Origin of the sequence: Pikeienuella sp., from assembly GCF_046290545.1 — a bacterium.
Classification (GTDB): domain Bacteria; phylum Pseudomonadota; class Alphaproteobacteria; order Rhodobacterales; family Rhodobacteraceae; genus Pikeienuella.
The window spans coordinates 83,544-105,276 of record NZ_JBKAGV010000006.1; the positions used below are offsets into that span (position 1 = coordinate 83,544).

19 protein-coding genes are annotated in these 21,733 nt (G+C 69.7%); 8 read left to right on the forward strand and 11 right to left on the reverse strand.

The window, feature by feature from the left end:
• The 4 genes from ACE37J_RS04305 to ACE37J_RS04320 all read right to left on the reverse strand — a co-directional run bounded on the left by ACE37J_RS04305 (nt 1) and on the right by ACE37J_RS04320 (nt 2,918).
• On the reverse strand, nt 1–1,572 hold the full coding sequence (locus ACE37J_RS04305) for a GMC family oxidoreductase (protein WP_409707565.1): 1,572 nt from the start codon (nt 1,570–1,572) through the stop codon (nt 1–3).
• Between the two features lie 14 nt (nt 1,573–1,586).
• Entirely contained in the window at nt 1,587–2,111 is a 525-nt protein-coding gene (locus ACE37J_RS04310) for a Twin-arginine translocation pathway signal (RefSeq protein WP_409707568.1), read from the reverse strand.
• A 29-nt stretch (nt 2,112–2,140) separates the two neighbouring features.
• Entirely contained in the window at nt 2,141–2,536 is a 396-nt protein-coding gene (locus ACE37J_RS04315; protein ID WP_409707571.1) for a VOC family protein, read from the reverse strand.
• Between the two features lie 88 nt (nt 2,537–2,624).
• Nucleotides 2,625–2,918, reverse strand: a complete 294-nt coding sequence (locus ACE37J_RS04320; RefSeq protein WP_409707574.1) for a ribbon-helix-helix domain-containing protein — start codon at nt 2,916–2,918, stop codon at nt 2,625–2,627.
• Nucleotides 2,919–3,078: 160 nt separating this feature from the next.
• Here ACE37J_RS04320 and gcvT point away from each other — a divergent pair, with 160 nt between their 5' ends.
• The 5 genes from gcvT (at nt 3,079) to ACE37J_RS04345 (ending at nt 8,717) form a co-directional block, all read left to right on the forward strand.
• Nucleotides 3,079–4,206 carry a glycine cleavage system aminomethyltransferase GcvT gene (gene gcvT, locus ACE37J_RS04325; RefSeq protein WP_409707577.1) on the forward strand — a complete coding sequence of 376 codons (1,128 nt, stop codon included), beginning with the start codon at nt 3,079–3,081 and terminating at the stop codon, nt 4,204–4,206.
• Between the two features lie 8 nt (nt 4,207–4,214).
• Nucleotides 4,215–4,574, forward strand: coding sequence for a glycine cleavage system protein GcvH (gcvH, locus tag ACE37J_RS04330; RefSeq protein WP_409707580.1), 360 nt, complete (start codon nt 4,215–4,217; stop codon nt 4,572–4,574).
• A gap of 7 nt (nt 4,575–4,581) precedes the next feature.
• Nucleotides 4,582–7,425, forward strand: coding sequence for an aminomethyl-transferring glycine dehydrogenase (gene gcvP, locus ACE37J_RS04335; RefSeq protein WP_409707583.1), 2,844 nt, complete (start codon nt 4,582–4,584; stop codon nt 7,423–7,425).
• A 2-nt stretch (nt 7,426–7,427) separates the two neighbouring features.
• The gene (locus ACE37J_RS04340) at nt 7,428–8,273 is read left to right on the forward strand and encodes an MBL fold metallo-hydrolase (RefSeq protein ID WP_409707586.1); all 846 of its coding nucleotides are present in this window, start codon (nt 7,428–7,430) and stop codon (nt 8,271–8,273) included.
• Nucleotides 8,274–8,366: 93 nt separating this feature from the next.
• Nucleotides 8,367–8,717 carry a DUF6614 family protein gene (locus ACE37J_RS04345; protein ID WP_409707589.1) on the forward strand — a complete coding sequence of 117 codons (351 nt, stop codon included), beginning with the start codon at nt 8,367–8,369 and terminating at the stop codon, nt 8,715–8,717.
• 4 nt (nt 8,718–8,721) lie between these two features.
• On the opposite strand, the gene ACE37J_RS04350 is transcribed toward ACE37J_RS04345, so the two are convergent.
• The gene (locus ACE37J_RS04350; protein WP_409707592.1) at nt 8,722–9,426 is read right to left on the reverse strand and encodes an aspartate/glutamate racemase family protein; all 705 of its coding nucleotides are present in this window, start codon (nt 9,424–9,426) and stop codon (nt 8,722–8,724) included.
• Nucleotides 9,427–9,492: 66 nt separating this feature from the next.
• On the opposite strand from ACE37J_RS04350, the gene ilvD reads away from it, so the two are divergent.
• The 3 genes from ilvD (at nt 9,493) to ACE37J_RS04365 (ending at nt 14,204) form a co-directional block, all read left to right on the forward strand.
• The gene (ilvD, locus tag ACE37J_RS04355; RefSeq protein ID WP_409707595.1) at nt 9,493–11,220 is read left to right on the forward strand and encodes a dihydroxy-acid dehydratase; all 1,728 of its coding nucleotides are present in this window, start codon (nt 9,493–9,495) and stop codon (nt 11,218–11,220) included.
• Nucleotides 11,213–12,088: an NAD(P)-dependent oxidoreductase gene (locus ACE37J_RS04360; RefSeq protein ID WP_409707598.1), complete on the forward strand. Its 876-nt coding sequence runs from the start codon at nt 11,213–11,215 to the stop codon at nt 12,086–12,088. Before ilvD ends, ACE37J_RS04360 begins: the two co-directional genes overlap by 8 nt.
• A gap of 112 nt (nt 12,089–12,200) precedes the next feature.
• Nucleotides 12,201–14,204, forward strand: a complete 2,004-nt coding sequence (locus ACE37J_RS04365; RefSeq protein WP_409707601.1) for a DUF4157 domain-containing protein — start codon at nt 12,201–12,203, stop codon at nt 14,202–14,204.
• A 125-nt stretch (nt 14,205–14,329) separates the two neighbouring features.
• On the opposite strand, the gene ACE37J_RS04370 is transcribed toward ACE37J_RS04365, so the two are convergent.
• The 6 genes from ACE37J_RS04370 to ACE37J_RS04395 all read right to left on the reverse strand — a co-directional run bounded on the left by ACE37J_RS04370 (nt 14,330) and on the right by ACE37J_RS04395 (nt 21,344).
• Nucleotides 14,330–14,995 carry a DNA alkylation repair protein gene (locus ACE37J_RS04370; protein ID WP_409707604.1) on the reverse strand — a complete coding sequence of 222 codons (666 nt, stop codon included), beginning with the start codon at nt 14,993–14,995 and terminating at the stop codon, nt 14,330–14,332.
• Complete coding sequence (locus ACE37J_RS04375) at nt 14,992–15,498, reverse strand: hypothetical protein (protein ID WP_409707607.1); 507 nt, start codon at nt 15,496–15,498, stop codon at nt 14,992–14,994. Before ACE37J_RS04375 ends, ACE37J_RS04370 begins: the two co-directional genes overlap by 4 nt.
• 53 nt (nt 15,499–15,551) lie before the next feature.
• Nucleotides 15,552–17,375, reverse strand: a complete 1,824-nt coding sequence (gene glmS, locus ACE37J_RS04380) for a glutamine--fructose-6-phosphate transaminase (isomerizing) (protein WP_409707610.1) — start codon at nt 17,373–17,375, stop codon at nt 15,552–15,554.
• Nucleotides 17,375–18,745 carry a bifunctional UDP-N-acetylglucosamine diphosphorylase/glucosamine-1-phosphate N-acetyltransferase GlmU gene (gene glmU, locus ACE37J_RS04385; RefSeq protein WP_409707613.1) on the reverse strand — a complete coding sequence of 457 codons (1,371 nt, stop codon included), beginning with the start codon at nt 18,743–18,745 and terminating at the stop codon, nt 17,375–17,377. The genes glmS and glmU overlap by 1 nt, the downstream gene beginning before the upstream one ends.
• Before the next feature lie 380 nt (nt 18,746–19,125).
• Nucleotides 19,126–20,151, reverse strand: a complete 1,026-nt coding sequence (gene tdh / locus ACE37J_RS04390) for an L-threonine 3-dehydrogenase (RefSeq protein WP_409707991.1) — start codon at nt 20,149–20,151, stop codon at nt 19,126–19,128.
• A gap of 8 nt (nt 20,152–20,159) precedes the next feature.
• Nucleotides 20,160–21,344, reverse strand: a complete 1,185-nt coding sequence (locus ACE37J_RS04395) for a glycine C-acetyltransferase (protein ID WP_409707616.1) — start codon at nt 21,342–21,344, stop codon at nt 20,160–20,162.
• Between the last annotated feature and the right edge of the window lie 389 nt (nt 21,345–21,733).

Genomic DNA, 21,733 nt, shown 5'->3' on the forward strand with positions numbered 1-21,733 from the left:
TCAGATCTCCTTGCGGGACATCATGCCGGCGATCGTGTCGGCCTGCCGGATCGCGAGGGCGACGATCGTCAGCGTCGGGTTCTCCGCCGCCCCGGTCGTGAACTGGGAGCCGTCCGAGACGAAGAGATTCGCCACGTCATGCGTCTGCCCCCAGCGGTTGACCACGCCATCCGCCGCCCGCTCGCTCATCCGGTTGGTGCCGAGATTGTGGGTCGAGGGATAGGGCGGCGTCGGGAAGGTCCGCGTCGCCCCCACCGCGTCATAGATCGCGGCGCCGCGCGCATAGGCGTGGTTCCGCATCGCGACGTCGTTCGGATGGTCGGAGAAGTGGACATTGGCGACCGGGTCGCCGAACCTGTCCTTCACGTCGTGGTTCAGCGTCACCCGGTTCGTCTCCTGCGGCATGTCCTCGCCCACGATCCACATGCCCGCCATGTTGTTGTAATGGTCAAGCGCGGAGGTGAACTCCCGGCCCCAGGCGCCGGGGTCGAGGAAGGCGGCCATGAACGGCAGGCCGAGCGCCAGCGTCTCCAGCTCATAGCCGCCGACGAAGCCGCGCGACGGGTCGTGCCTCGACTCGTCCTGCACGATCCCCGCCATGGTGGTGCCGCGCCACATCTTCACCGGCTTGTCGAACACGGCGTAGACCGAGCCCGTCATGTGCCGCATGTAGTTGCGCCCGACCTGGCCGGAGGAATTCGCCAAACCGTCCGGGAACATCCCGCTTTCCGAGAGGAGGAGCAGCCGCGGGCTCTCGAACGAATTGCCCGCGACGCAGACGACGCGCGCCGCCTGCCGCTGGAGCGCCCCCGCCTCGTCGGCGTAGACGACGCCCGTGACCTTCCCCGCCGCGTCATGCTCGATCCGCACCGCCTGGCATTTCTCCCGCACTTCGAGATTGCCGGTCGCCTCCCCGTTCGGGATGTCGGTATAGGCGGCGGACCATTTCGCCCCCCATTTGCAGCCCTGGAAGCAGAACCCGGTCTGCTGGCAGGCGGCGCGGCCGTCACTCTCCACCGAGTTGATCGCCATCCGCCCGGTATGCACCTCCTTGTAGCCGAGCGCCTTCGCGCCCTTCTCGAACACCTTGTAGTTGTTGTTGCCGGGGAGGCCGGGCATCCCGTGCGTGAGCGTCACGCCCAGCTTCTTCTCCGCCTTGTCGTACCAGGGCGCCATCTCCGCCGCGTCGATCGGCCAGTCGAGAAGGCTGGCGCCCTGCACGGGGCCGTAGTTCGTCGCCGCCTTCCATTCATGCTCCTGGAAGCGGAGCGAGGCGCCGGCCCAGTGCGTGGTCGTGCCGCCGACCGCCTTCACGATCCAGGCGGGGAGGCCGGAGAAATCCTTCGCCACGCGCCAGTCTCCGCTCGTCGTGCGCGGGTCGGTCCAGGCGAGCTGGCCGAAGCTCTCCCACTCGTCGTTGACGTAGTCGTCCGGCAGGTAGCGCCCGCCGGCCTCCAGCGCGACGACGGAGATTCCCTTCTGCGCAAGCTCGTTGGCGAGGACGCCGCCGCCCGCGCCGGTGCCGATGATGACGACGACGCTGTCGTCGGAAAGGTCGAATGGTGCAGCCATGATCTTGCCCTCCCTCAGAGCCAGGCGATGTCGTCGAAGCCGCGGTCGATGTAACCGCCCTGGGAGAAGCTCTCCCCCTCATAGCCGAAGATCGGCCAGACGGCCTTCTGGTTGTAGAGCCCGGTCACGAGCCCGCCGCGCACCGTCTGGAAGAAGGCGCTCTCCTCCATCCCGCGGAGGATCGCCACCCGGTCCTTTTCCCAGGCGGCGGAGAGATAATCCGCATGGCCCTTGCCCTGCGCCGCCGCGTCGAGCGCCGCGATCCCGGCCTCGACGGCGGGCGCCGCCTCAGCGGTATCGTAGCCCTTCACGGCGACGGCATAGAACTCGTCCCCGACCTGGTCGTGCGGATAGATGTCCCGCGCCATCTGGATCAGCGTCGCCATCGTCTTCGGCTGGAGCGCAGTCGTCTCCAGCGCCCAGGCCGCATCCCGCCCGGCGACGAAGCCGGGGCCGACGACGAGCGCCGCGCCCGCGGCCATGCTCCTCGCCAGCAATTGGCGCCGCGTGAGCGCCGGTTTCCTCTCCTGGTAGGTCATCGCGTTCCCTTCCTGTTGTTTTTCTCTGGTCAGACGAAGCGCCCGGAGCGTTCCAGCACCTCGATCTCGTAGCCGTCCGGGTCGGCGACGAAGAAGAAGCGGCCGACGAGCTTCCCGTCCGGCGCGAATTCGACGAGCTTGCGCGGGTTCAATCCCTCCGCCGTGAAGCGGGCGTGCTCCGCGTCGAGATCGGCGACGGAGACGGCGAGATGGCCATAGCCGTTCCCGCGGTCATAGGGCTCGGTCCGGTCCTTGTTGATCGTGAGTTCGAGCTCGAACGCCGTCTCCGGGTTGGAGAGATAGACGAGCGTGAAGCCGGAGAAATCGAGCCGATCCGCCACCGCGAGCCCGAAAGCCTTTTGGTAGAACTCGACCGAGCGCGCCTCGTCGAGCACGCGAATCATGCTGTGAATGGCTTTCGCCATGAACGCCTCCCGCCTTGTCTGCGGGGGCATGATGCGCGCCTCTCGCGCGGGGCGGGTAGTAGTCGGTTACTACGTCGCCCGTCGGGCGCTATTCCGCCGCGATCAGCGCCTCGCGCTCTGCGGCGGCGCCGGCCTCATGGAGCAGGCAGGCGCAGCGCAGGAGCGAGGTGAAGTTCGGCGGTTCGCCCCTGAGTTCAAGCACTTCGCCATGAAGCTTCGAGAGGAAGGCGGCCGTCGTCAGCCGCTCGGCCGCGGCGATCCCGTCAAGGATCGACCAGAAGGCGTTCTCGAGGCGGATCGACGTGCTCTGCCCGTTGAGCCGCAAGCGCCGCGTGGTCAGCTCATATCGTTCGGGGTCCTGCCCCGCGAATATTCTGCACATGACGTTCCTCCGGTTCGTGCGGCGTCTTCCGCGCCGCATCGTCCCGCATCTTGCAGCGAAGCCGCGGCTTCGTGAACCCGTCCTGCGCCCGCCGCCGCGATGCGCGGATGGACGCGCGCGCCGCGCTCGTCTAATCATCCGGGGAAAAGAAGGGGAGCCGATGAGCGCGTTGAAACGCCTCCGCCTGCATGACCTGCATGAGCGTATCGGGGCGCGGTTCGCGCCCTTCGCCGGCTACGAGATGCCGGTCCAGTATCCCGCCGGCGTGATGAAGGAGCATCTTCACACGCGCGCCGCGGCCGGCCTTTTCGACGTCAGCCATATGGGCCAGGTCATCCTCCGCGCGCCCGGCGGCTACGAGGAGGCGGCGGCCGCCTTCGAGGCGCTGAACCCCGCCGCCGCGCTCGGCCTCCCCGAAGGCCGGCAGCGCTACGGCCTCCTCACCAACGAGGCGGGCGGGGTGATCGACGACCTGATGTTCGCCAACCGGGGCGACCATCTCTTCGTCATCGTCAACGCCGCCTGCAAGGAAGGCGACCTCGCCCATATGCGCGCCCGTCTCCCCGCCGCCGTGCAGGTGGAGGAGATCGGGGGCCGCGCGCTCCTCGCCCTCCAGGGCCCGGCGGCGGAGGCGGCGCTCGCGCGGCTCCTGCCCGGCGCGGCCTTGATGCGGTTCATGGACGTCGCCGTGATGGATTGGGAAGGGGCGGAGCTCTGGCTCTCCCGCTCCGGCTATACCGGGGAGGACGGGTTCGAGATTTCAGTCCCCGAGGACCGGGCGGAAGCCTTCGCCGAAGCCCTGCTTGCGATGGAGGAGGTGCTCCCCATCGGCCTCGGCGCGCGGGATTCGCTCCGGCTCGAAGCCGGGCTCTGCCTCTACGGCCACGACATCGACCTTGAGACGAGCCCGGTCGAGGCCGGGCTCGACTGGGCGATCCAGAAGGCCCGGCGCACAGGCGGCGCGCGCGCGGGCGGCTTCCCCGGCGCGGCGCGCATCCTCGCCGAGCTGGAGGAAGGCCCGGCGCGCCGCCGCGTCGGCCTCCGGCCCGAGGGCCGCGCCCCGATGCGGGAGGGAACGCCGCTCTTCGCCGCCGCCGAAGGGGGCGAGCCCGTCGGCGCCGTCACGTCCGGCGGCTTCGGCCCCTCGCTGGAAGGGCCGATGGCGATGGGCTACGTCCCCGCCGCGCTCGCCGCTCCCGGAACGCCGCTCTGGGGCGAGGTGCGCGGCAAGCGCCTGCCCGCCACCGTCTCCCCCCTCCCCTTCCGACCCTCCACCTACAAGCGCTGAGGCCCGAGATGAAATACACCGAAGACCATGAATGGCTCCGCGAGGAGGGCGGGATCGTCACCGTCGGCATCACCAAGCACGCCGCCGAGCAGCTCGGCGACGTCGTGTTCGTGGACCTGCCGGAGGTCGGCGCCGAGGTGTCGAAGGGCGACGAGATCGTGGTGATCGAAAGCGTCAAGGCCGCCTCCGACATCCTCGCCCCGCTCGACGGGGAGATCGTGGAGGTGAACGAGGCGCTGGCCGCCACCCCCGCCTCCGTGAACGAGGACCCGGAGGGCGCCGCCTGGTTCTTCCGCATGAAGGTGAAGGACGCCTCCGCACTCTCCGGCTTCATGGACGAGGCCGCCTATCTCGAAATGGTCGGCTGAGGACGACATGACCTATCAGCGCTCCGCCTACGATCCCTACGATTTCGCGAACCGCCGGCATATCGGCCCCTCGCCCTTCGAGATGGAGGCGATGCTGGAGGCGGTCGGCGCGCCGAGCCTCGACGCGCTGATAGAAGAGACGGTTCCGGCCGCGATCCGGCAGGCGGACGCGCTGGGCTGGGAGCCTCTTTCCGAGCACGGCCTCCTCGCCCGGATGCGCGCGGTCGCCGCGAGGAACCGGGTGATGACCTCGCTGATCGGGCAGGGCTATCACGGCACGGTGACGCCGCCCGCGATCCAGCGGAACATCCTCGAAAACCCGGCCTGGTACACCGCCTACACGCCCTACCAGCCCGAAATCGCGCAAGGGCGGCTCGAGGCGCTGCTGAACTTCCAGACGATGGTGGCGGACCTGACGGGCCTCCCCGTCGCCAACGCCTCCCTCCTCGACGAGGCGACGGCGGCGGCCGAGGCGATGACGATGGCGGAGCGCGCCGGCAAGTCGAAGGCGCGGGGCTTCTTCGTGGACGCGGAGTGCCACCCGCAAACCGTCGCTGTTCTCCGCACGCGGGCGGAGCCGCTCGGGATCGAGGTGATCGTCGGCCCGCTTGAGGCGCTGGACCCCGCGCGCGTCTTCGGCGCGCTCTTCCAGTATCCCGGCACGCATGGCCGCGTGCGCGACCTCTCGGGCGAGATCGCGGCGCTCCACGGGGCGAAGGCGCTCGCCGTGGTGGCGACGGACCTTCTCGCCCTCACCATGCTGAAGGAGCCGGGCGCGATGGGGGCGGACATCGCCGTCGGCTCCGCGCAGCGCTTCGGCGTGCCGATGGGCTATGGCGGCCCGCACGCCGCCTTCATGTCCTGCCGGGACGAGCTGAAGCGCTCCATGCCGGGGCGGATCGTCGGCGTCTCGGTCGATTCCCGCGGGAACAAGGCCTATCGCCTCTCCCTCCAGACGCGGGAGCAGCATATCCGGCGGGAGAAGGCGACCTCGAATGTCTGCACCGCGCAGGCGCTCCTCGCCGTCATGGCCTCGTTCTATGCCGTCTTCCACGGGCCGGAGGGGCTCCGCGCCATCGCGGAGCGGGTGCATTTCAATACCGCCCGCCTCGCCGCCGCGCTCCGCGCCGCCGGCGCGAAGGTCTCGCCGGAAGCGTTCTTCGACACGATCACCGTGGAGGTCGGCGTCGGCCAGGCCGGCATCCTCGCCGCGGCGCGGGCCGAAGGGCTGAACTTCCGGAAAGTGGGGCGGGACCGTGTGGGGATCACGCTCGACGAGACGACGGACGAGGGCGTGATCGCCCGCGCCCTCCGCGCCTTCGGGATACAGGAGCCGGCGCCGGAGGCGGAGGACGTCGCCTTCCCCGCCGCCCTGATCCGCCAGAGCGAATACCTCACCCACCCCGTCTTCCACATGAACCGGGCGGAATCCGAGATGATGCGCTACATGCGCCGCCTCTCGGACCGTGACCTCGCGCTCGACCGCGCGATGATCCCGCTCGGCTCCTGCACGATGAAGCTCAACGCGGCGGCGGAGATGGCGCCGCTCACCTGGCCCGAATTCGCCAACATCCATCCCTTCGTCCCGGCCGATCAGGCCGCCGGCTACGCCGAGGCGATTTCCGACCTCGGGGAGCGGCTCTGCGCGATCACCGGCTATGACGCGATCTCGATGCAGCCGAATTCCGGCGCGCAGGGAGAATATGCCGGGCTCCTGACGATCCTCGCCTGGCACCGGTCTCGCGGGGATGCGAAGCGGCGCGTCTGCCTCATCCCGATCTCCGCCCACGGCACCAACCCGGCCTCGGCGCAGATGGCGGGGATGAAGGTCGTCGTCGTCAATTCCGCGCCGAACGGCGACGTGGACCTCGCCGATTTCCGCGCCAAGGCGGAGGCGGCGGGGGAGGAACTCGCCGCCTGCATGATCACCTATCCCTCCACCCACGGCGTCTTCGAGGAGACGGTGCGGGAGGTCTGCGCGATCACCCATGAATTCGGCGGGCAGGTCTATATCGACGGCGCGAACATGAACGCCATGGTCGGCCTCGTGAAGCCGGGGGAGATCGGGGGGGATGTCAGCCACCTCAACCTCCACAAGACCTTCGCGATTCCGCATGGCGGCGGCGGCCCCGGCATGGGGCCGATCGGGGTGAGGGCGCATCTCGCGCCCTTCCTCCCCGGCCACCCCGAAACGGGCGGGTCGGAAGGCCCGGTTTCCGCCGCGCCGTGGGGCTCCGCCTCGATCCTCCTCATCTCCTGGGCCTATTGCCTGATGATGGGCGGGCCGGGGCTGACGCAGGCGACGAAGGTGGCGATCCTCAACGCCAACTACATCGCCGCGCGGCTGAAGGGCGCCTATGAGGTACTCTATCGCGGCGGCAAGGGCCGCGTCGCCCATGAATGCATCCTCGATGTCCGCCCCTTCGCCGAAAGCGCGCATGTGAATGTGGACGATATCGCCAAGCGCTTGATCGACAACGGCTTCCACGCCCCGACCATGAGCTGGCCGGTCGCCGGCACGCTGATGGTGGAGCCGACCGAGAGCGAAACGAAGGCGGAGCTGGACCGGTTCGTGACCGCGATGCTCTCGATCCGGGAGGAGATCGCCGCCATCGAGTCAGGCGAGATGGACGCGGAGAACAACCCGCTGAAACGCGCCCCCCACACGGTCGAGGATCTCGTGGCGGAATGGGACCGACCCTATGCCCGCGAGCAGGGCTGCTTCCCCCCCGCCTCCTTCCGGGTGGACAAGTACTGGCCCCCCGTGGGCCGGGTGGACAATGTCTATGGCGACCGCAACCTCGTCTGCGTCTGCCCCCCGCTCGAAAGCTATCGCGACGCGGCGGAATAGCGATGCTGTGCAGGGTCGGGGCCGTCGAGATCTGGCGGATTCTGGAGATCAACGCCCCGTTCCTGACGCCCGAAGAACTCTGGCCCGAAGCCGGGCCGGAGGCGCGGGCGGCGGTGGAGCGGCATGTTCCCCGCTGCCTCTGCCCGCATTCGGGCCGGGTGATCCTGCCCATTCAGGGCTTCCTGCTGAAGACGCCCTCCCATTTCATCCTCGTCGACGCCTGCGTCGGCAATGACAAGACCGTGCCGGGGCTCCCCGCATGGCATCAGCGCAAGGATGCGCGCTTCATGGCGGGCCTCGAAGCGGCGGGCGTCGGGGTCGAGGATGTGGGCTTCGTGCTCTGCACCCATCTCCACACCGATCATGTCGGCTGGAACACGCAACTGCTGGACGGCCGCTGGGTCCCCACCTTCCCGAAGGCGCGCTACCTCATGCCGGCGGCGGACGAGGCGATGCAGCGCGCCCGCGGCTCCGACCTCTGGCGCGAGAGCGTCTCGCCCGTCATCGAGGCCGGGCAGGCGGAACTCGCCGGCGCGGATCACATGCTGGGCGACGAAGTCTCCCTCGTCCCCACCCCCGGCCACACGCCCGGCCATGTCTCGGTGCTGATCCGGAGCGAAGGCCGGGAGGCGATGATCACGGGGGACGCGCTCCATTCCACCGTCCAGTGCTGGCGGCCCGACTGGCGGTTCAAGTACGATTCGGACGGCCCGATGGCCGTCGCCTCCCGCCGCTTTTTCCTCGAACAGGCGGCGGAGACAGGGGCGACCGTTCTCGGCAGCCATTTCACCCTGCCCTCTCTCGGCCGGGTCGAGGCCGAGGGCGACGCCTTCCGCTGGATCGAGTGACGGCGAAGCAGGGCGCGCATCGCCCCGTCGCGCCTTAATCCTTTGGCGACCTTGCTGCGCGAGACTGCTCCCGCAAACATCCGGGAGGCCGCCATGAACCTCTATCACTGCTCCATCGACCTTCGGGACAGCGCGAAGGCCATGTCCTTCGCCGTGGCGATGGAGGCCTGGATGAACGCGCTGCAGGCGCAGGGCGTGATCCTCTCCTGGCGGCTCTGCCGGCGGAAGCTCGGCTTCGGCGGCCCGCGCGCCCGCGATTTCCTGCTGGAGATCGAGGTGGAGGACATGGCGCAGCTCGACCAGGCGTTCCGCTTCATCGGCTCCGGCGGCGACCAGGTGGAGAAGCTGCACAACAGCGTCCACCAGATGGTCGGCGAGGTCGACGTGGCGCTCTACCGCCCCTTCCCCGACCCGGAGCGGGCGGAGCGCATGGCCTTCGTCTGAACCCTCAGGCGAGCGCGAGCAGCCGCCCCGCGCCCGGAACCGCCTGACCGGCCCCGGCGAGCCGCATCGCGCCCCAGACCCCGGCGACGGCGGAGGAGATGACGGGCAGGCCCGTCTCCGCCTCCAGCGGCCGGGTGACGGAAAGCGTGCGGAGCCCCCCGCAGGAGAGGAAGAGCGCATCCGCCCCGCCGCCCTCAGCCGCCCTGCGCCCGAGGGCCAGAAGCTCCGCCTCCGTCACCCGGAAGATCGCCTCCACATCCTCGATCCCCATCGCTTCGAGGCGGACGACCGCGAACCCCTCCTCCTCCAGAAAGGCCCTGAGCGGCGCGTTCACCCGCTCGCCATAGGCCGCGCCGACCGCCACGCGCCTTGCGCCGAGCGCGCGGAGCGCGGAGGCGACGGAGACGCTCATCGTGGTGCAGGGAACGCCCGAAGCCGCCTCCATCCGCGCGATGAGGTCGCGGTTGAACGCGGCGCCGCGATAGAAGCTGAGCGAGGTGCCCATCAGCGCCACCGCCTCCGCCCCCCGCGCCGCGAGCCGCCGCGCCGCCGCCTCGACCTCCCCGATGACGGAGTCGTATCCCTCCGGCGTCAGCCGCGTGAGCCCGAGCCCCTCCGCGATGAACCGCCCGTCGGGGTGGAGCGCCGCCGCCTCCGGCGGAACCTCCCCGGCGGCGGGCGGCACGATCATACCGATCAGCGGCGTCATCTTCGTCTCCCCTTGCGCCCCCCGCCCCGGCGGATAGCCTCGCCTCGACGTCAGGGAGGGTATGGCATGGCCGAAGACGGCTTCAAGGGGCGCAGCTTGCGCTCCCGCATCGTGACCGAGGGGGTGGACCGCACGCCCCACCGCGCCTTCATGCGCGGCATGGGGCTGGATGACGAGGAGATTGCGCGCCCCTTCATCGGCGTCGTGACGACCGAGGGCGAGATGTCCCCCTGCAACATGGGCCTCGCCGCGCAGGCGGAGCATGCCTGCGCGGGCGTGCAGGAAGGCGGCGGCACGCCGCGGCGCTTCACCACGATCTCGATCTCCGACGCCATCTCGATGAACCACCAGGGCATGAAATGCTCGCTGGTGAGCCGGGAGGTGATCGCCGATTCGGTGGAGCTTGTCGTCCGCGGCCATTGCTATGACGGGCTCGTCGCCTACGGCGCCTGCGACAAGAACCTCCCCGCCATGATGATGGCGATGACGCGGCTGGACGTTCCCTCCGTCTTTCTTCACGGCGGCGCGACGCTCGCCTCCGAATTCGGCGGCAAGCCCTTCTCCGTCATCAACGCCTACGAGGCGGTGGGCGCCGTGCAGAAGGGCGAGCTGGACCGCGGAACGCTGAAGCGCATGGAAAAGGCCGCGATGACGACGATTGGCGCCTGCCCCGGCCAGTTCACCGCCTCCACGATGGCGATGGTGGCGGAGGTGATGGGCTTCGCCCTCCCCGGCTCCGCCACCGCCCCCGCGGTCGCGGCGGAGCGGAAGGCGATGGGCCGGCGCGCCGGGATCACGGTGATGGAGATCCTCCGCCGCGGCGGGCCGACCCCGCGCCAGCTCGTGACGCGGGAGAGCCTCGAAAACGCCTGCGCCCTCGTCGCCGCCACCGGCGGCTCCACCAACGCCGCGCTCCACATCCCCGCCATCGCGCATGAGGCCGGCATCCGCTTCACGCTCGACGATGTGGCCGAAGTGCTCCAGCGCACGCCGCTGATCGCGGACATGCAGCCCGGCGGGCGCTTCTTCGCGAAGGACGTGCACGATGTCGGCGGCGTCGCCGTCGTGGTGAAGGAACTCATCAAGGGCGGCCATATCCACCCCGACACGCCGACCGTGACCGGCCTGACCCTCGGCGAACTGGTGAAGGACGCGCCGGAGCCGGACGGAACGGTGATCCGCCCCCTCTCGAACCCGATCTCCCCCACCGGCGGCGTCGTCGTCCTGAAAGGCAGCCTCGCGCCCGACGGCGCGCTCATCAAGGTCGCCGGGCTGAAGGCGCTCGTCCATGAAGGCCCCGCCCGCGTCTTCGAGAGCGAGGAGGAGGCGGTGAAGGCGATCCGCGCCTCCGCATACGCGGCGGGCGACGTCGTCATCATCCGCAACGAGGGGCCGAAGGGCGGGCCGGGGATGCGGGAGATGCTGGGGCCGACCGCGATGATCTACGGCCAGGGCATGGGGGAGAAGGTCGCGCTGGTGACGGACGGCCGCTTCTCCGGCGCGACCCGCGGCCTCTGCGTCGGCTATGTCTCGCCGGAGGCCGCGGCGGGCGGCCCGTTCGCGCTCGTGCAGACCGGCGATCTCGTGAGGGTCGATGCGGAGAAGGGAACGCTCGACCTCCTGATCCCGCCCGAGGAGATGGACCGGCGGCGGGCCGCCTGGACCCCGCGGAAACAGGCCCGGCTCGCCGGCGCGCTCCAGAAATACGCGGAAAGCGTCGGCTCCGCCCATCTCGGCGCGGTGACGCATGACGGCGCCGCCGAATGGCCGATGGACGAGATCGCGGATGACTGAGCGCATCGGCTTCATCGGCCTCGGCCTCATGGGCGCGCCGATGGCGGGCCGGCTGATCGAGGCCGGCTTCCCCCTCACCGTCTGGAACCGCAGCGCGGAGAAGGCCGCGCCCTTCGCCGCGCGCGGCGCCGCCGTGGCGGAAAGCCCCGCCGCGCTCGCCGCCGCGGTCGACATCGTCATGCTCAACCTGATGGACGCGAAGGCGGTCGAGGCGGTCGTATTCGGCCCCGCAGGCGTGGCGGAGGGGAAGGGCGCCGCGATCCTCGCCGATTTCGGCACGATCCCGCCGGAGGCGACGCGCGACTTCGGCGCCCGGCTGAAGGCTTTGAACGGGATGGACTGGGTGGATTGCCCCGTCTCCGGCGGCGCGCCCGGCGCCGCGGCGGGGACGCTCGCGATCATGGCGGGGGGCGAGGCGGCGGCGGCGGAGCGGCTCCGCCCGGTCATGGCGCATCTCTCCGCCCGCTACACCCATATGGGCGGGCCGGGCGCGGGGCAGGCGACGAAGCTCGTGAACCAGATCATCGCCGGCTGCACGATGGCGGTGGTGGCCGAGGCGGTGGCCTTCGCGGAGCGGACGGGGGTGGACCCGGCGCTCCTCACCGGGGCGCTCGCCGGCGGCTTCGCCGATTCCCGCCCCTTCCAGATCTTCGCCCCCCGCATGGCGGCGCGAACCTACGACCCGCCCCTCGGCGCGACCGACACGATGATCAAGGACCTTGCGGAGGTCGAACGCGCGGGCGGCGCCCTCCCGATGGTCTCCGCCGCGCTCGCCGCGATGCGCGCGAGTTCGGCGGCGGGGGACGGGGAGAGGGACATCGCCGCCATCGTGGAAGTCTGGCGGGGCGGCGAAGCGCGCGCGGAATAGCCGCTTTCGCCCTTGTCTCGCAACACGCGAGGCGCTTGCGTCGACGCAACCTTTCGCTGTGCGGCCGGCTTCGCCCTGTGATAACCTGTTGCGAGTTCCGTGGGAGGCGCCGTTGCCGTCCGATGTGCTTCAGGGCTTCTTCGCCGGCGGCCGTCCCCGCGTCGCGCCGCAGCCCGTCTTTATGGCCGCGCCGCCGCGCGCCGCGGCGCCGGTCGCACGGGCCGTACTGCGCCCCGCAGCCGCGGGCCGCCCGAATGCCGCCGGAGCGGCGCAGCGCGCCGCCGCGCTTCCCGCCTTGCATGGTCGCTTGAGCGACCGTTTCGCGGTGGACCCCGCCGTGCTGCGCACCAATGGCCCCGGACGCGCGCTGCCTGGATCCGTTCGCGCGCAGATGGAACAGGCGTTCGGGGCGGATTTCGGAGATGTGCGCATCCATGTCGGCCCGCAGGCGGAGCGGATCGGCGCCATCGCCTTCACCGCCGGCGCAGACATCTATTTCGCGCCCGGCCGCTTTCGCCCGGAAAGCGCGGAGGGGAGGCGCCTTCTCGGCCATGAACTCGCCCATGTCCTGCAACAGCGGCAAGGCCGGGTGCGCGGCGGCGCCGGCGCCCTGACCGTCGTGCAGGACGCGGCGCTCGAAGCCGAGGCGGACCGGATGGGCGAACGGGCCTCCGCGGCGACGACGGTCAGCAGGGCGCCGGCCGTGCGCTCCCTGCCGCGCGCGATTGCGGCGGCGCAGCGCAAGGCCCTGATCCAGAGGGCGGGGGACAAGGTCGCGTTCGTGGCCGGAACGGCGGCGAACCCGAACGATCAGGATCTGATCGACGCTATCGAGCGGATCGTCGAAGACGAGCGCAGTCGGAAAAAGAAATACAAGGATGCGATAGAATCAGTTAAAGATCTCGCAATCGGAAAAATAGGTGTCTCAAGGGACAAGGAAGAAGAAGAAGAATTTAGAGAGGCGCGCGTGGAGGTGCTTCACAGTTTCCACCGGGACTATCAGGATTCCGGCTGGAATATCGACAACATAGTGAAGGACGTGCAGACGACGCTCTCGGCACAGGTGCTGTGCCAGCGCCGCGGCGCGCGCGGTTGTCAGTTCATCAGCATAGCGACCAAAGCCGTCCTGCTGGAAATCGTCGAAGGCGAAGCCCGCTTCACGGCCGGCGCAGACGCCGGCGTCTTCGTGAAGAAGGGCACGACGAAGGAATACGTTCAGGACAGCCGCAATCTCTATATTAGCCGCTACGTCGTGCGCGGATGCAGCGCCGCGCAGATGAACGACCTCTTCTCGAAGGGCAAGATCACCCCGCGCAACCCGACGCTGGAAATCGGGAGCCAACTGGAGAATTATGAGTTCGGATCGCGCGGCAAGACGGACCGGATCACGCAGGCGGAGAGGGAGTTTCTTCAGCAGCGTGACGGCAGCGGCGAAGACCAGCGCCTCCTCTCCGTCACGCGAAACCAGACGCGCACGATCTTCAGCAATCACGGCACGACCTTCACCGACGAAGCCGTCATCAAGATCGATCTATCGAAGATCGCCAAGAGCAAGATCTTCGATATCCACCTGGAGGAGTCGCACGCGGGCAAGACGTCTCTCGCCAGCAAGAAATATGCTGACAGCAATGCTATAAAGGAAAAAAGGAAATATATTTACAGCGCCGAGAAAAATCGTGAGATCTTGTTGGAAGAGATCCCGCTCGTAGCGGTCGTAGAGTACAGGATAGGCGGGAACCCGGTTTCGGAACACGAGGCGCGACTGAAGTTCGAGAAAGGCTACCAGCTTCGGTTGGAGTACGAGGCGCGGTTGAAGCGCGAACAATTCGAGAAGGAGCAGGAGGAAGCCAGACAGCGCGAAAAGCAGCGCCTGAAAAACGAGTCCAAGAAGGAAACCAAGGCGCTCGAGAAAGACAGCAGTCAGCGCAAGTTCGCGGCGGAGGCGGCCACAAGATACAGAGGCAAACTTTCCGGCGCCGCGAAGAAGAACCTTGATCTGGAAAAATTTGCTGATGCTATATTAGAGTGGGCCGATGTAGAAAAAAAGAAGATTGGCGCATCCGTTCCCGGAAAAGAAGACTTTATCATAATTAAGAAAGACTACTATGAACAGTGAAAATCGCAAATAATAAATCGTGCCAATTGCCTACCAAAGATCGAATTTGAGAGAAGTCATTGCGGCCCACCCGCGCCGGAAATCGACGGATTGCAGAGCGGACCCGACCGGCCCGTGGCGATCCATCACAAATACTTCCCCGCCTCCTTCCGCGCGAAAGCCTTCATCGCCTCCCCATGCGCGGCGAGGAAGGCGCGCACGCGCTCCGGGTCCCGCTTCGAGAGGGTGCGAAGCCACCAGGCGACCGCCTTCTGGATGAACCACTCCCGGTCCGCCGCATAGCCCGCGGCCCAGCCGAGCACGCGCTCCCGCTGCTCCGGCGGGGCGAAGCGGCCCTTGGCGAGGTGGAGCGTGAAGGTCAGCGCCGCGCGGCGCGTCCACATGTTTTCGGAATTCGTCCAGCCCTCCACCTCGTCGAGCCGGGCCGGGTCCGCGGCGAGCCGCCGCTCCCCCGCGCTCGCCGCGCTATCGGCGACCGCCCAGGCGTCGAAGCCGGGCGCCCAGGAGGCGATGAGCCGCCAGACCGGCCCGTCATCGGGAATCCGCGCCTGAATGAGCAGCTTCGCGGCGGCGACCATCGCCTCGTGAACGTCCGTGCGCCAGAGCCCGTCCGCGAGCGCGACGCGGCCCGGAACATCCAGCGCCGCGCGCCATTCCGCCACGCGGAGGTCGATCTCCCCGTTGGTGACGCCAAGATAGCGCCGGGGGGCCTTGTGATAGGCCGCCATCCCCGCGGCGCGCTCCGCATCCGCGCCCGCCTCGAGCGCGGCGAGCGCCGCCTCCGGCGTCACAGCCGCGAGTTCACGCGCGGCAGCATGGCGATCCGCAGCTCGCCGCTCCCTTCCTTGCGAAGGCCGTAGAGCCGGCCGTTCTCCAGCCAGTATTCCGCGATCACCGCGCCGTAGGAGACGCGGAGCCGCCCCTCCTTCGTGATGAAGCCCTTGCGGCGGAAGGCGGTGGCGGGCTTCGCCCAGGGCTCGTAGGGGGCGTGGAGGTCCATCAGGTCCACCTCGCCGCTGGCCGCGATCTTCAGGATGTGAAGGTCATGGCACCACTTCCCGTCCCAGGCCGCGCTGCCCCACTTGCCCGAGAAGCCGGCCCATTCCGCCGGCACGTCGGGCCCCGGCGTCTCGACCTTGGCGACCGTGAAGAGATCGACCGTATAGCAGTCGTTCACCACCGTCCTGTCATAGGGAGTCGGCCCCGCGGCCTCCTGCCGTTTCGGCGCGCACCCCGTCAGCGCCAGCCCCAGCGCCGCTGTCAGCGCCAGCGCGCCGAAGCCCCGTCTAAACATGCCCTCGCCTCCGCCGGCTCTTCCGCCGGTCTCCAGACCGTTCGGGCGGCAGCTTACTCGACTGTGACCGATTTGGCGAGATTTCGCGGCTGGTCCACATCCGTCCCCTTTGCGAGCGCGGCGTGATAGGCGAGGAGCTGGGCCGGCACGGCGTAGACGATGGGCGCAATGAAGGGGTCCACCGCCGGCAAAACAACGATCCGCCAGGCCTCCGCCCCGGCGAGCGCCGCGCCGTTCGCGTCCGTGATCAGCGCCACCTTCGCGCCGCGCGCCATCACCTCCTGCATGTTGGAGACGGTCTTGCCGAAGACCGTGTCTGTCGGCGCCAGCACGATCACCGGCACCGTATCCTCGATCAGGGCGATGGGCCCGTGCTTCATCTCGCCGGAGGCGTAGCCCTCCGCATGGATATAGGAGAGCTCCTTGAGCTTCAGCGCCCCTTCCAGCGCCATCGGATACATCGCGCCGCGGCCGAGATAGAGAACGTCCCGCGCCTTCGCGATCTCGTGCGCGAGGTCCGCGATCTCCGGCTCCAGCGCCAGCGCCTCGGCGAGCCGGCGCGGGGTCTCGGCGAGGAGGTCGGTGAGCCGCGCCTCCCCCGCCGCGTCGATCTCCCCCCGCTGCCGCGCGGCGAGGATCGCCGTGGTCGCAAGGGTGACGAGCTGGCAGGTGAAGGCCTTGGTCGAGGCGACGCCGATCTCCGTCCCGGCGCGGATCGGCAGCACGATGTCCGCCGCCCGGGCGATGGAGCTTTCCGGCACGTTGACGACGGCGAGCACCGTCCCCACCCGGCCCTTCGCGTAGCGGAGCGCGGCCAGCGTGTCCGCCGTCTCGCCCGACTGGCTGACGAAGATCGCCGCGTCGGAGCGGGAGAGGGGCGGCTCGCGATAGCGGAATTCCGAGGCGATCTCGATCTCGACAGGCAGCCGCGCGATCGACTCGAACCAGTATTTCGCCACATGGCAGGCGTAATAGGCCGTGCCGCAGGCGACGAGCGTCAGCCGCCCGACCTTCGAGAAATCCACCGCCTCGGCGGGGGAGACGACGGCGCGTCGCGCCGCGTCCACATAGGCGGCGACGGCGTAGCCCGCGACGGTCGGCTGCTCATGGATCTCCTTCGCCATGAAATGCCGGTGCTCGCCCTTGTCCATCAGCACGTTCTCGACCGAGACGACGCGGACCGGGCGCTCCACGAACCGACCGTCCGCATCGTGGATCGTCGCGCCGCTGCGGCGAAGCACGGCCCAGTCCCCCTCGTCGAGATAGGCGATGCGGCTGGTGAGCGGGGCGAGCGCCAGCGCGTCCGACCCCACATACATCTCCCCATCGCCATAGCCGATGGCGAGCGGGGAGCCCCGGCGGGCGGCGACGATCAGGTCCTCCTCCCCGTCGAAGAGGAAGCAGAGCGCGAAGGCCCCTTCGAGCCGCGCCAGCGTCGCCGCCGCCGCGTCCTCCGGCGAAAGGCCGGTCTGCATCAGATGGGTGCAGAGCTGCACCACCGTCTCCGTATCCGTCTCGGTCTCGAAGTTCCGGCCGAGGCCGGTCAACTCGGCCCGGAGCGCGCGGTAATTCTCGATGATCCCGTTATGGACGACGGCGACCTTCCCGGCATGATGGGGATGCGCGTTCCGCGTCGTCGGCGCGCCATGCGTCGCCCAGCGGGTGTGCCCGATGCCGATCCGCCCCGCGATCGGCTCCGCCGCGACCAGCGCCGCGAGCGCGGAGAGCTTGCCGACCGCGCGGCGGCGCAGCAGCGCGCCCTCCGCCACCGTGGCGATCCCCGCGCTGTCATAGCCCCGGTATTCGAGCCGCTTGAGCGCCGAGACGAGATCGGGCGCCACGTCCTTCGAGCCGAGAATTCCGATGATGCCGCACATCAGCCGCTCTCCTTCTTCGCCGCCGCCTTCCTCGCCTGCAAGATTGACCGGAATTTGGCGACAAAGCCGCGCCTGTGCGTCTCCGGCGCGCGGGCGATGGCGAGCGCGTCCGGCTCCACGTCCTTCGTGATGACGGAGCCGGAGGCGACATAGGCGCCCTCGCCCACGGTGAGCGGCGCCACCAGCGAGGCGTTGGTGCCGATGAACGCCCCCGCGCCGATCTCCGTCCGGTGCTTCATCACGCCGTCGTAATTGCAGGTGATGGCGCCGGCCCCGATATTCGCGCCGGCGCCCACATTCGCGTCGCCGATATAGGCGAGGTGGTTCGCCTTCGCCCCGGCGCCGAAGACGGCGTTCTTCACCTCGACGAAATCGCCGATCTTCGCGCCGGGCCCGATCACCGTTCCGGGCCGGAGCCGCGCGAAGGGGCCGACCTCGGCGCCTTCCTCCAGCCGCGCGCCCTCTATATGGCAGAAGGCGTGGACCGTGGCGCCATCCGCCACGCTGACGCCCGGCCCGAAGACGACGTTCGGCCCCACGATCACGTCCCGCCCGAGCGCGGTGTCATGGCTGAGCCAGACCGTCTCCGGCGCCGTCAGCGTCGCGCCCCCCGCCATCGCCGCCGCGCGGGCGCCGGCCTGGAAGGCCGCCTCCGCCGCCGCGAGATCGGCGCGGGAATTGACGCCGAGCGTCTCCGCCTCCGGGCATTCCACCACCGCCGCCCGCTCGCCATGCGCGCGGGCGATCTCCACGAGGTCGGTGAGGTAGTACTCGCCCTTCGCGTTGTCGCAGCCGACCTCGCCGAGCCACTGGAGCATCCGCCCGGCGTCGGCCAGCATCACGCCGGAATTGCAAAGGTCGATGGAAAGCTCCTCCGGCCCGGCATCCCTCGCCTCGACGATGCGGAGAAGCTCCGCGCCCTCCATCACGAGCCGCCCGTATCCGCCCGGCTCCGCGGCGCGAAAGCCGAGGACGACGAGCCCCGCCCCCTCCGCCCGCGCCCGCCGCATCGCCGCCAGCGTCCCGGGCCGGATGAAGGGCGTGTCGGCGTAGAGCACCGCCGCGTCCCCGTCATGGCTCGCCAGCGTCGCCCGCGCGGCGAGGACGGCATGCGCGGTGCCCCGCCGCTCCGCCTGCTCCGCGATCTCGACATCCGGGCGCAGCGCCCGCGCCGCCTTCGCGACCATGTCGCCCCCGGCGCCGACGACGACGGCGACGCGCGCCGGCGAGGCCGCCTCCGCCGCGCGCATCGCATGGCCGAGGAGGGAAAGGCCGCCGACCTCATGGAGCGGCTTCGGGCGCGCGGATTTCATCCGGGAGCCCTCGCCGGCGGCGAGGAGGAGGACGGCGAGGGGGGCGGGGCCGGTCATGGCCGGTTCATATCCGGCTTGGCGGGTGCGGGGAAGGGAGGGGGCGCTACGCCCGGTTGATCGTATCTCGATCTCTGCAACGTTCGCGCCGCCGACCTGACGCGAACCGCCATCAAGAGCGCCCGGCAGATCAGACACGCGGCTGATCTGCCCGCGGCCGCCGCCCCCCGGCGGCCGCGTTTCCGCGCCCGCCGCGGCGTCCGCCGGCAGATCTTCGACCGACGCGGCGGCTTGGCGCCCCTCGCCCTCCGGCCTTCGCCTCCGGGCGACGGCCTCTGCGGGCTTCCCCCGGAAGCCCGCTGATCGAGGCCGGGGAGAGGAATTGCGAGCGTGCGTCGCTTTCGATGACCTCGCCAAAGGGCCCGAGAGGCAAACCCCCCTCACCCCCAGTCCAGCACCACCTTCCCGCAGGCCCCCCGCCGCATCAGCTCGAACCCGTCGGCATAGGCCGCAACCGGCATCCGGTGCGTGATGAGCGGCGCAAGGTCGAGCCCGCCCTGCACGAGGCCGATCATCTTGTACCAGGTCTCGAAAATCTCCCGCCCGTAGATGCCCTTGATCGTCAGCATCTTGAAGATGACCTGGTTCCAGTCCACCGCGAACTCCACCGGCGCGATGCCGAGGAGCGCGATCTTCCCCCCGTTGTTCATCGCCCCGATCATGTCGCGCATCGCCGGCGCCGCGCCCGACATTTCGAGCCCGACGTCGAAGCCCTCCGTCATCCCGATCTCCGGCATGACCTCCCGGAGCGACCGCTTCGCCGGGTTCACCGCATGTTCGACGCCGAGCCGGGCGGCGAGCGCCAGCCGCTCCTCGTTGATGTCGGTGATGACGACCTTCCGCGCCCCCGCCCGCTTCGCCACCAGCGCGCCCATGATGCCGATGGGCCCCGCCCCCGTCACCAGCACGTCCTCCCCCACGAGGTCGAAGGAAAGCGCGGTGTGGACGGCGTTGCCGAACGGGTCGAAGATCGCGGCGATCTCGTCCGGCACATCGTCCGGGATCGGCACGACATTCGCCTCCGGCAGCGCGAGGAAATCCGCGAAGGCTCCGGGCCGGTTCACGCCCACGCCCTTCGTGTTGCGGCAGAGATGCCCGCGCCCGGCGCGGCAATTGCGGCAGCGCCCGCAGGTGACATGCCCCTCGCCCGAGACGCGCTGGCCCGGCGCATATTTCGTCACCGCCGGGCCGACCGCCTCGATCACGCCGCAAAACTCGTGCCCGACGACCATGGGGACCGGGATCGTCTTCGCCGACCATTCGTCCCAGTTCCAGATATGCACGTCCGTGCCGCAGATCGCCGTTTTCTTCACCCGGATCAGCACCTCCGCGGGCCCGATCTCCGGCACCGGCTCCTCCCGGAGCGTCAGCCCCGGCGCCGCCTCCGCCTTCACCAGCGCGCGCATCCCGTTCCTCATGCGATCACTCCCATCTCGCGGCCCACCGCGGCGAAGGCGTCTATCGCCCGCTCCAGCGTCGCCTCGTCATGCGCGGCGGACATCTGCGTGCGGATGCGGTCCTGCCCCTTCGGCACCACGGGGTAGGAGAAGGCGGCGACGAAGACGCCCCGCGCCATCAGCCGCGCCGCCATCTCCTGCGCCAGCTTCGGGTCCCGCAGCATGACGGGCGCGATCGGATGCTCCCCCGGCAATATCTCGAAGCCGAGCGCATTCATCCGCTCCCGGAACCGCGCCGTGTTCCGCCAGAGCCGCTCCCTGAGCCCCGGCTCCCGCTCCACGAGGTCGAGCGCCTTGAGCGAGCCCTCCGCGATCATCGGCGCGAGGCTGTTGGAGAAGAGATAGGGGCGGGAGCGCTGGCGCAGCCATTCGATCACCGCCGCCGGCCCCGCCACATAGCCGCCCGAAGCGCCGCCGAGCGCCTTGCCGAGCGTCCCCGTCATGAGATGGACGCGCCCCATCACCCCGCAATGCTCATGGGAGCCGCGCCCCGTCGCCCCGAGGAAGCCGACCGCGTGGCTGTCATCCACCATCACCATCGCGTCATGCCGCTCCGCGAGGTCGCAGATCTCCCGCAGCTTCGCGATATGCCCGTCCATGGAGAAGACGCCGTCCGTCGCGATCAGCCGGTGCCGGGCGTCCGCCGTGTCGCGCAAGGCGGCGTCGAGCGCGGCCATGTCGCCGTTCGGATAGCGGTGGCGCCGCGCCTTGCAGAGCCGCACGCCGTCGATGATCGAGGCGTGGTTGAGCGCGTCGGAGATCACCGCGTCCTCCGGCCCGAGCAGCGTCTCGAAGAGGCCGGCGTTGGCGTCGAAGCAGCTCGAATAGAGGATGCAGTCCTCGAAGCCGAGAAAGGCCGCGAGCCGCGCCTCCAGCGCCTTGTGCGGCGCCTGCGTGCCGCAGATGAAGCGGACGGAGGCCATGCCGTAGCCCCAGCGCTCCAGCGCCTCCCGCCCCGCCGCGACGAGCGCGGGATGGTCCGCAAGGCCGAGATAATTGTTGGCGCAGAGATTGATGGAGGGCGCCCCGGCGACGGCGACCTCCCCCTGCTGCGGCGTCGCGATCACGCGCTCCGCCTTGAAGAGCCCCTCCTCGCGCAGGTCTTCGAGCCGGGCCTCGACGTCCTTCAGGAAAGCATGCATGGCGGCGCTCCTTTCCCGCCCTGAGTGGCGCCGGGCGCGGGCGCTGTCCAGTGGCGGGGCGGAAGGGCGCGGACGACGGTCGCCTCATTCTGTTGATCTTCTCGGAACGTCTTAGAGAGCGCCCGGCGGATCAGACAAGCGGCTGATCCGCCCGCGGCCGCCGCCCCTCCGGCGGCCGCAGTCAGATCTTCGACCGACGCGGCGGCTTGGCGCCCCTCGCCCTGCGGCCTTCGCCTCCGGGCGACGGCCTCGGCGACCTTCCCCCGGAAGGTCTCTGATCGGGGCCGGGGAGAGAAACGACCAGCGCGCGCCGCGTTTACGGGATCTAAGGACGCCGCCTGTTTCCTGATTGCGCCGCAAGGTTCGGGTCGCCGCGGCATTGCGCGAAA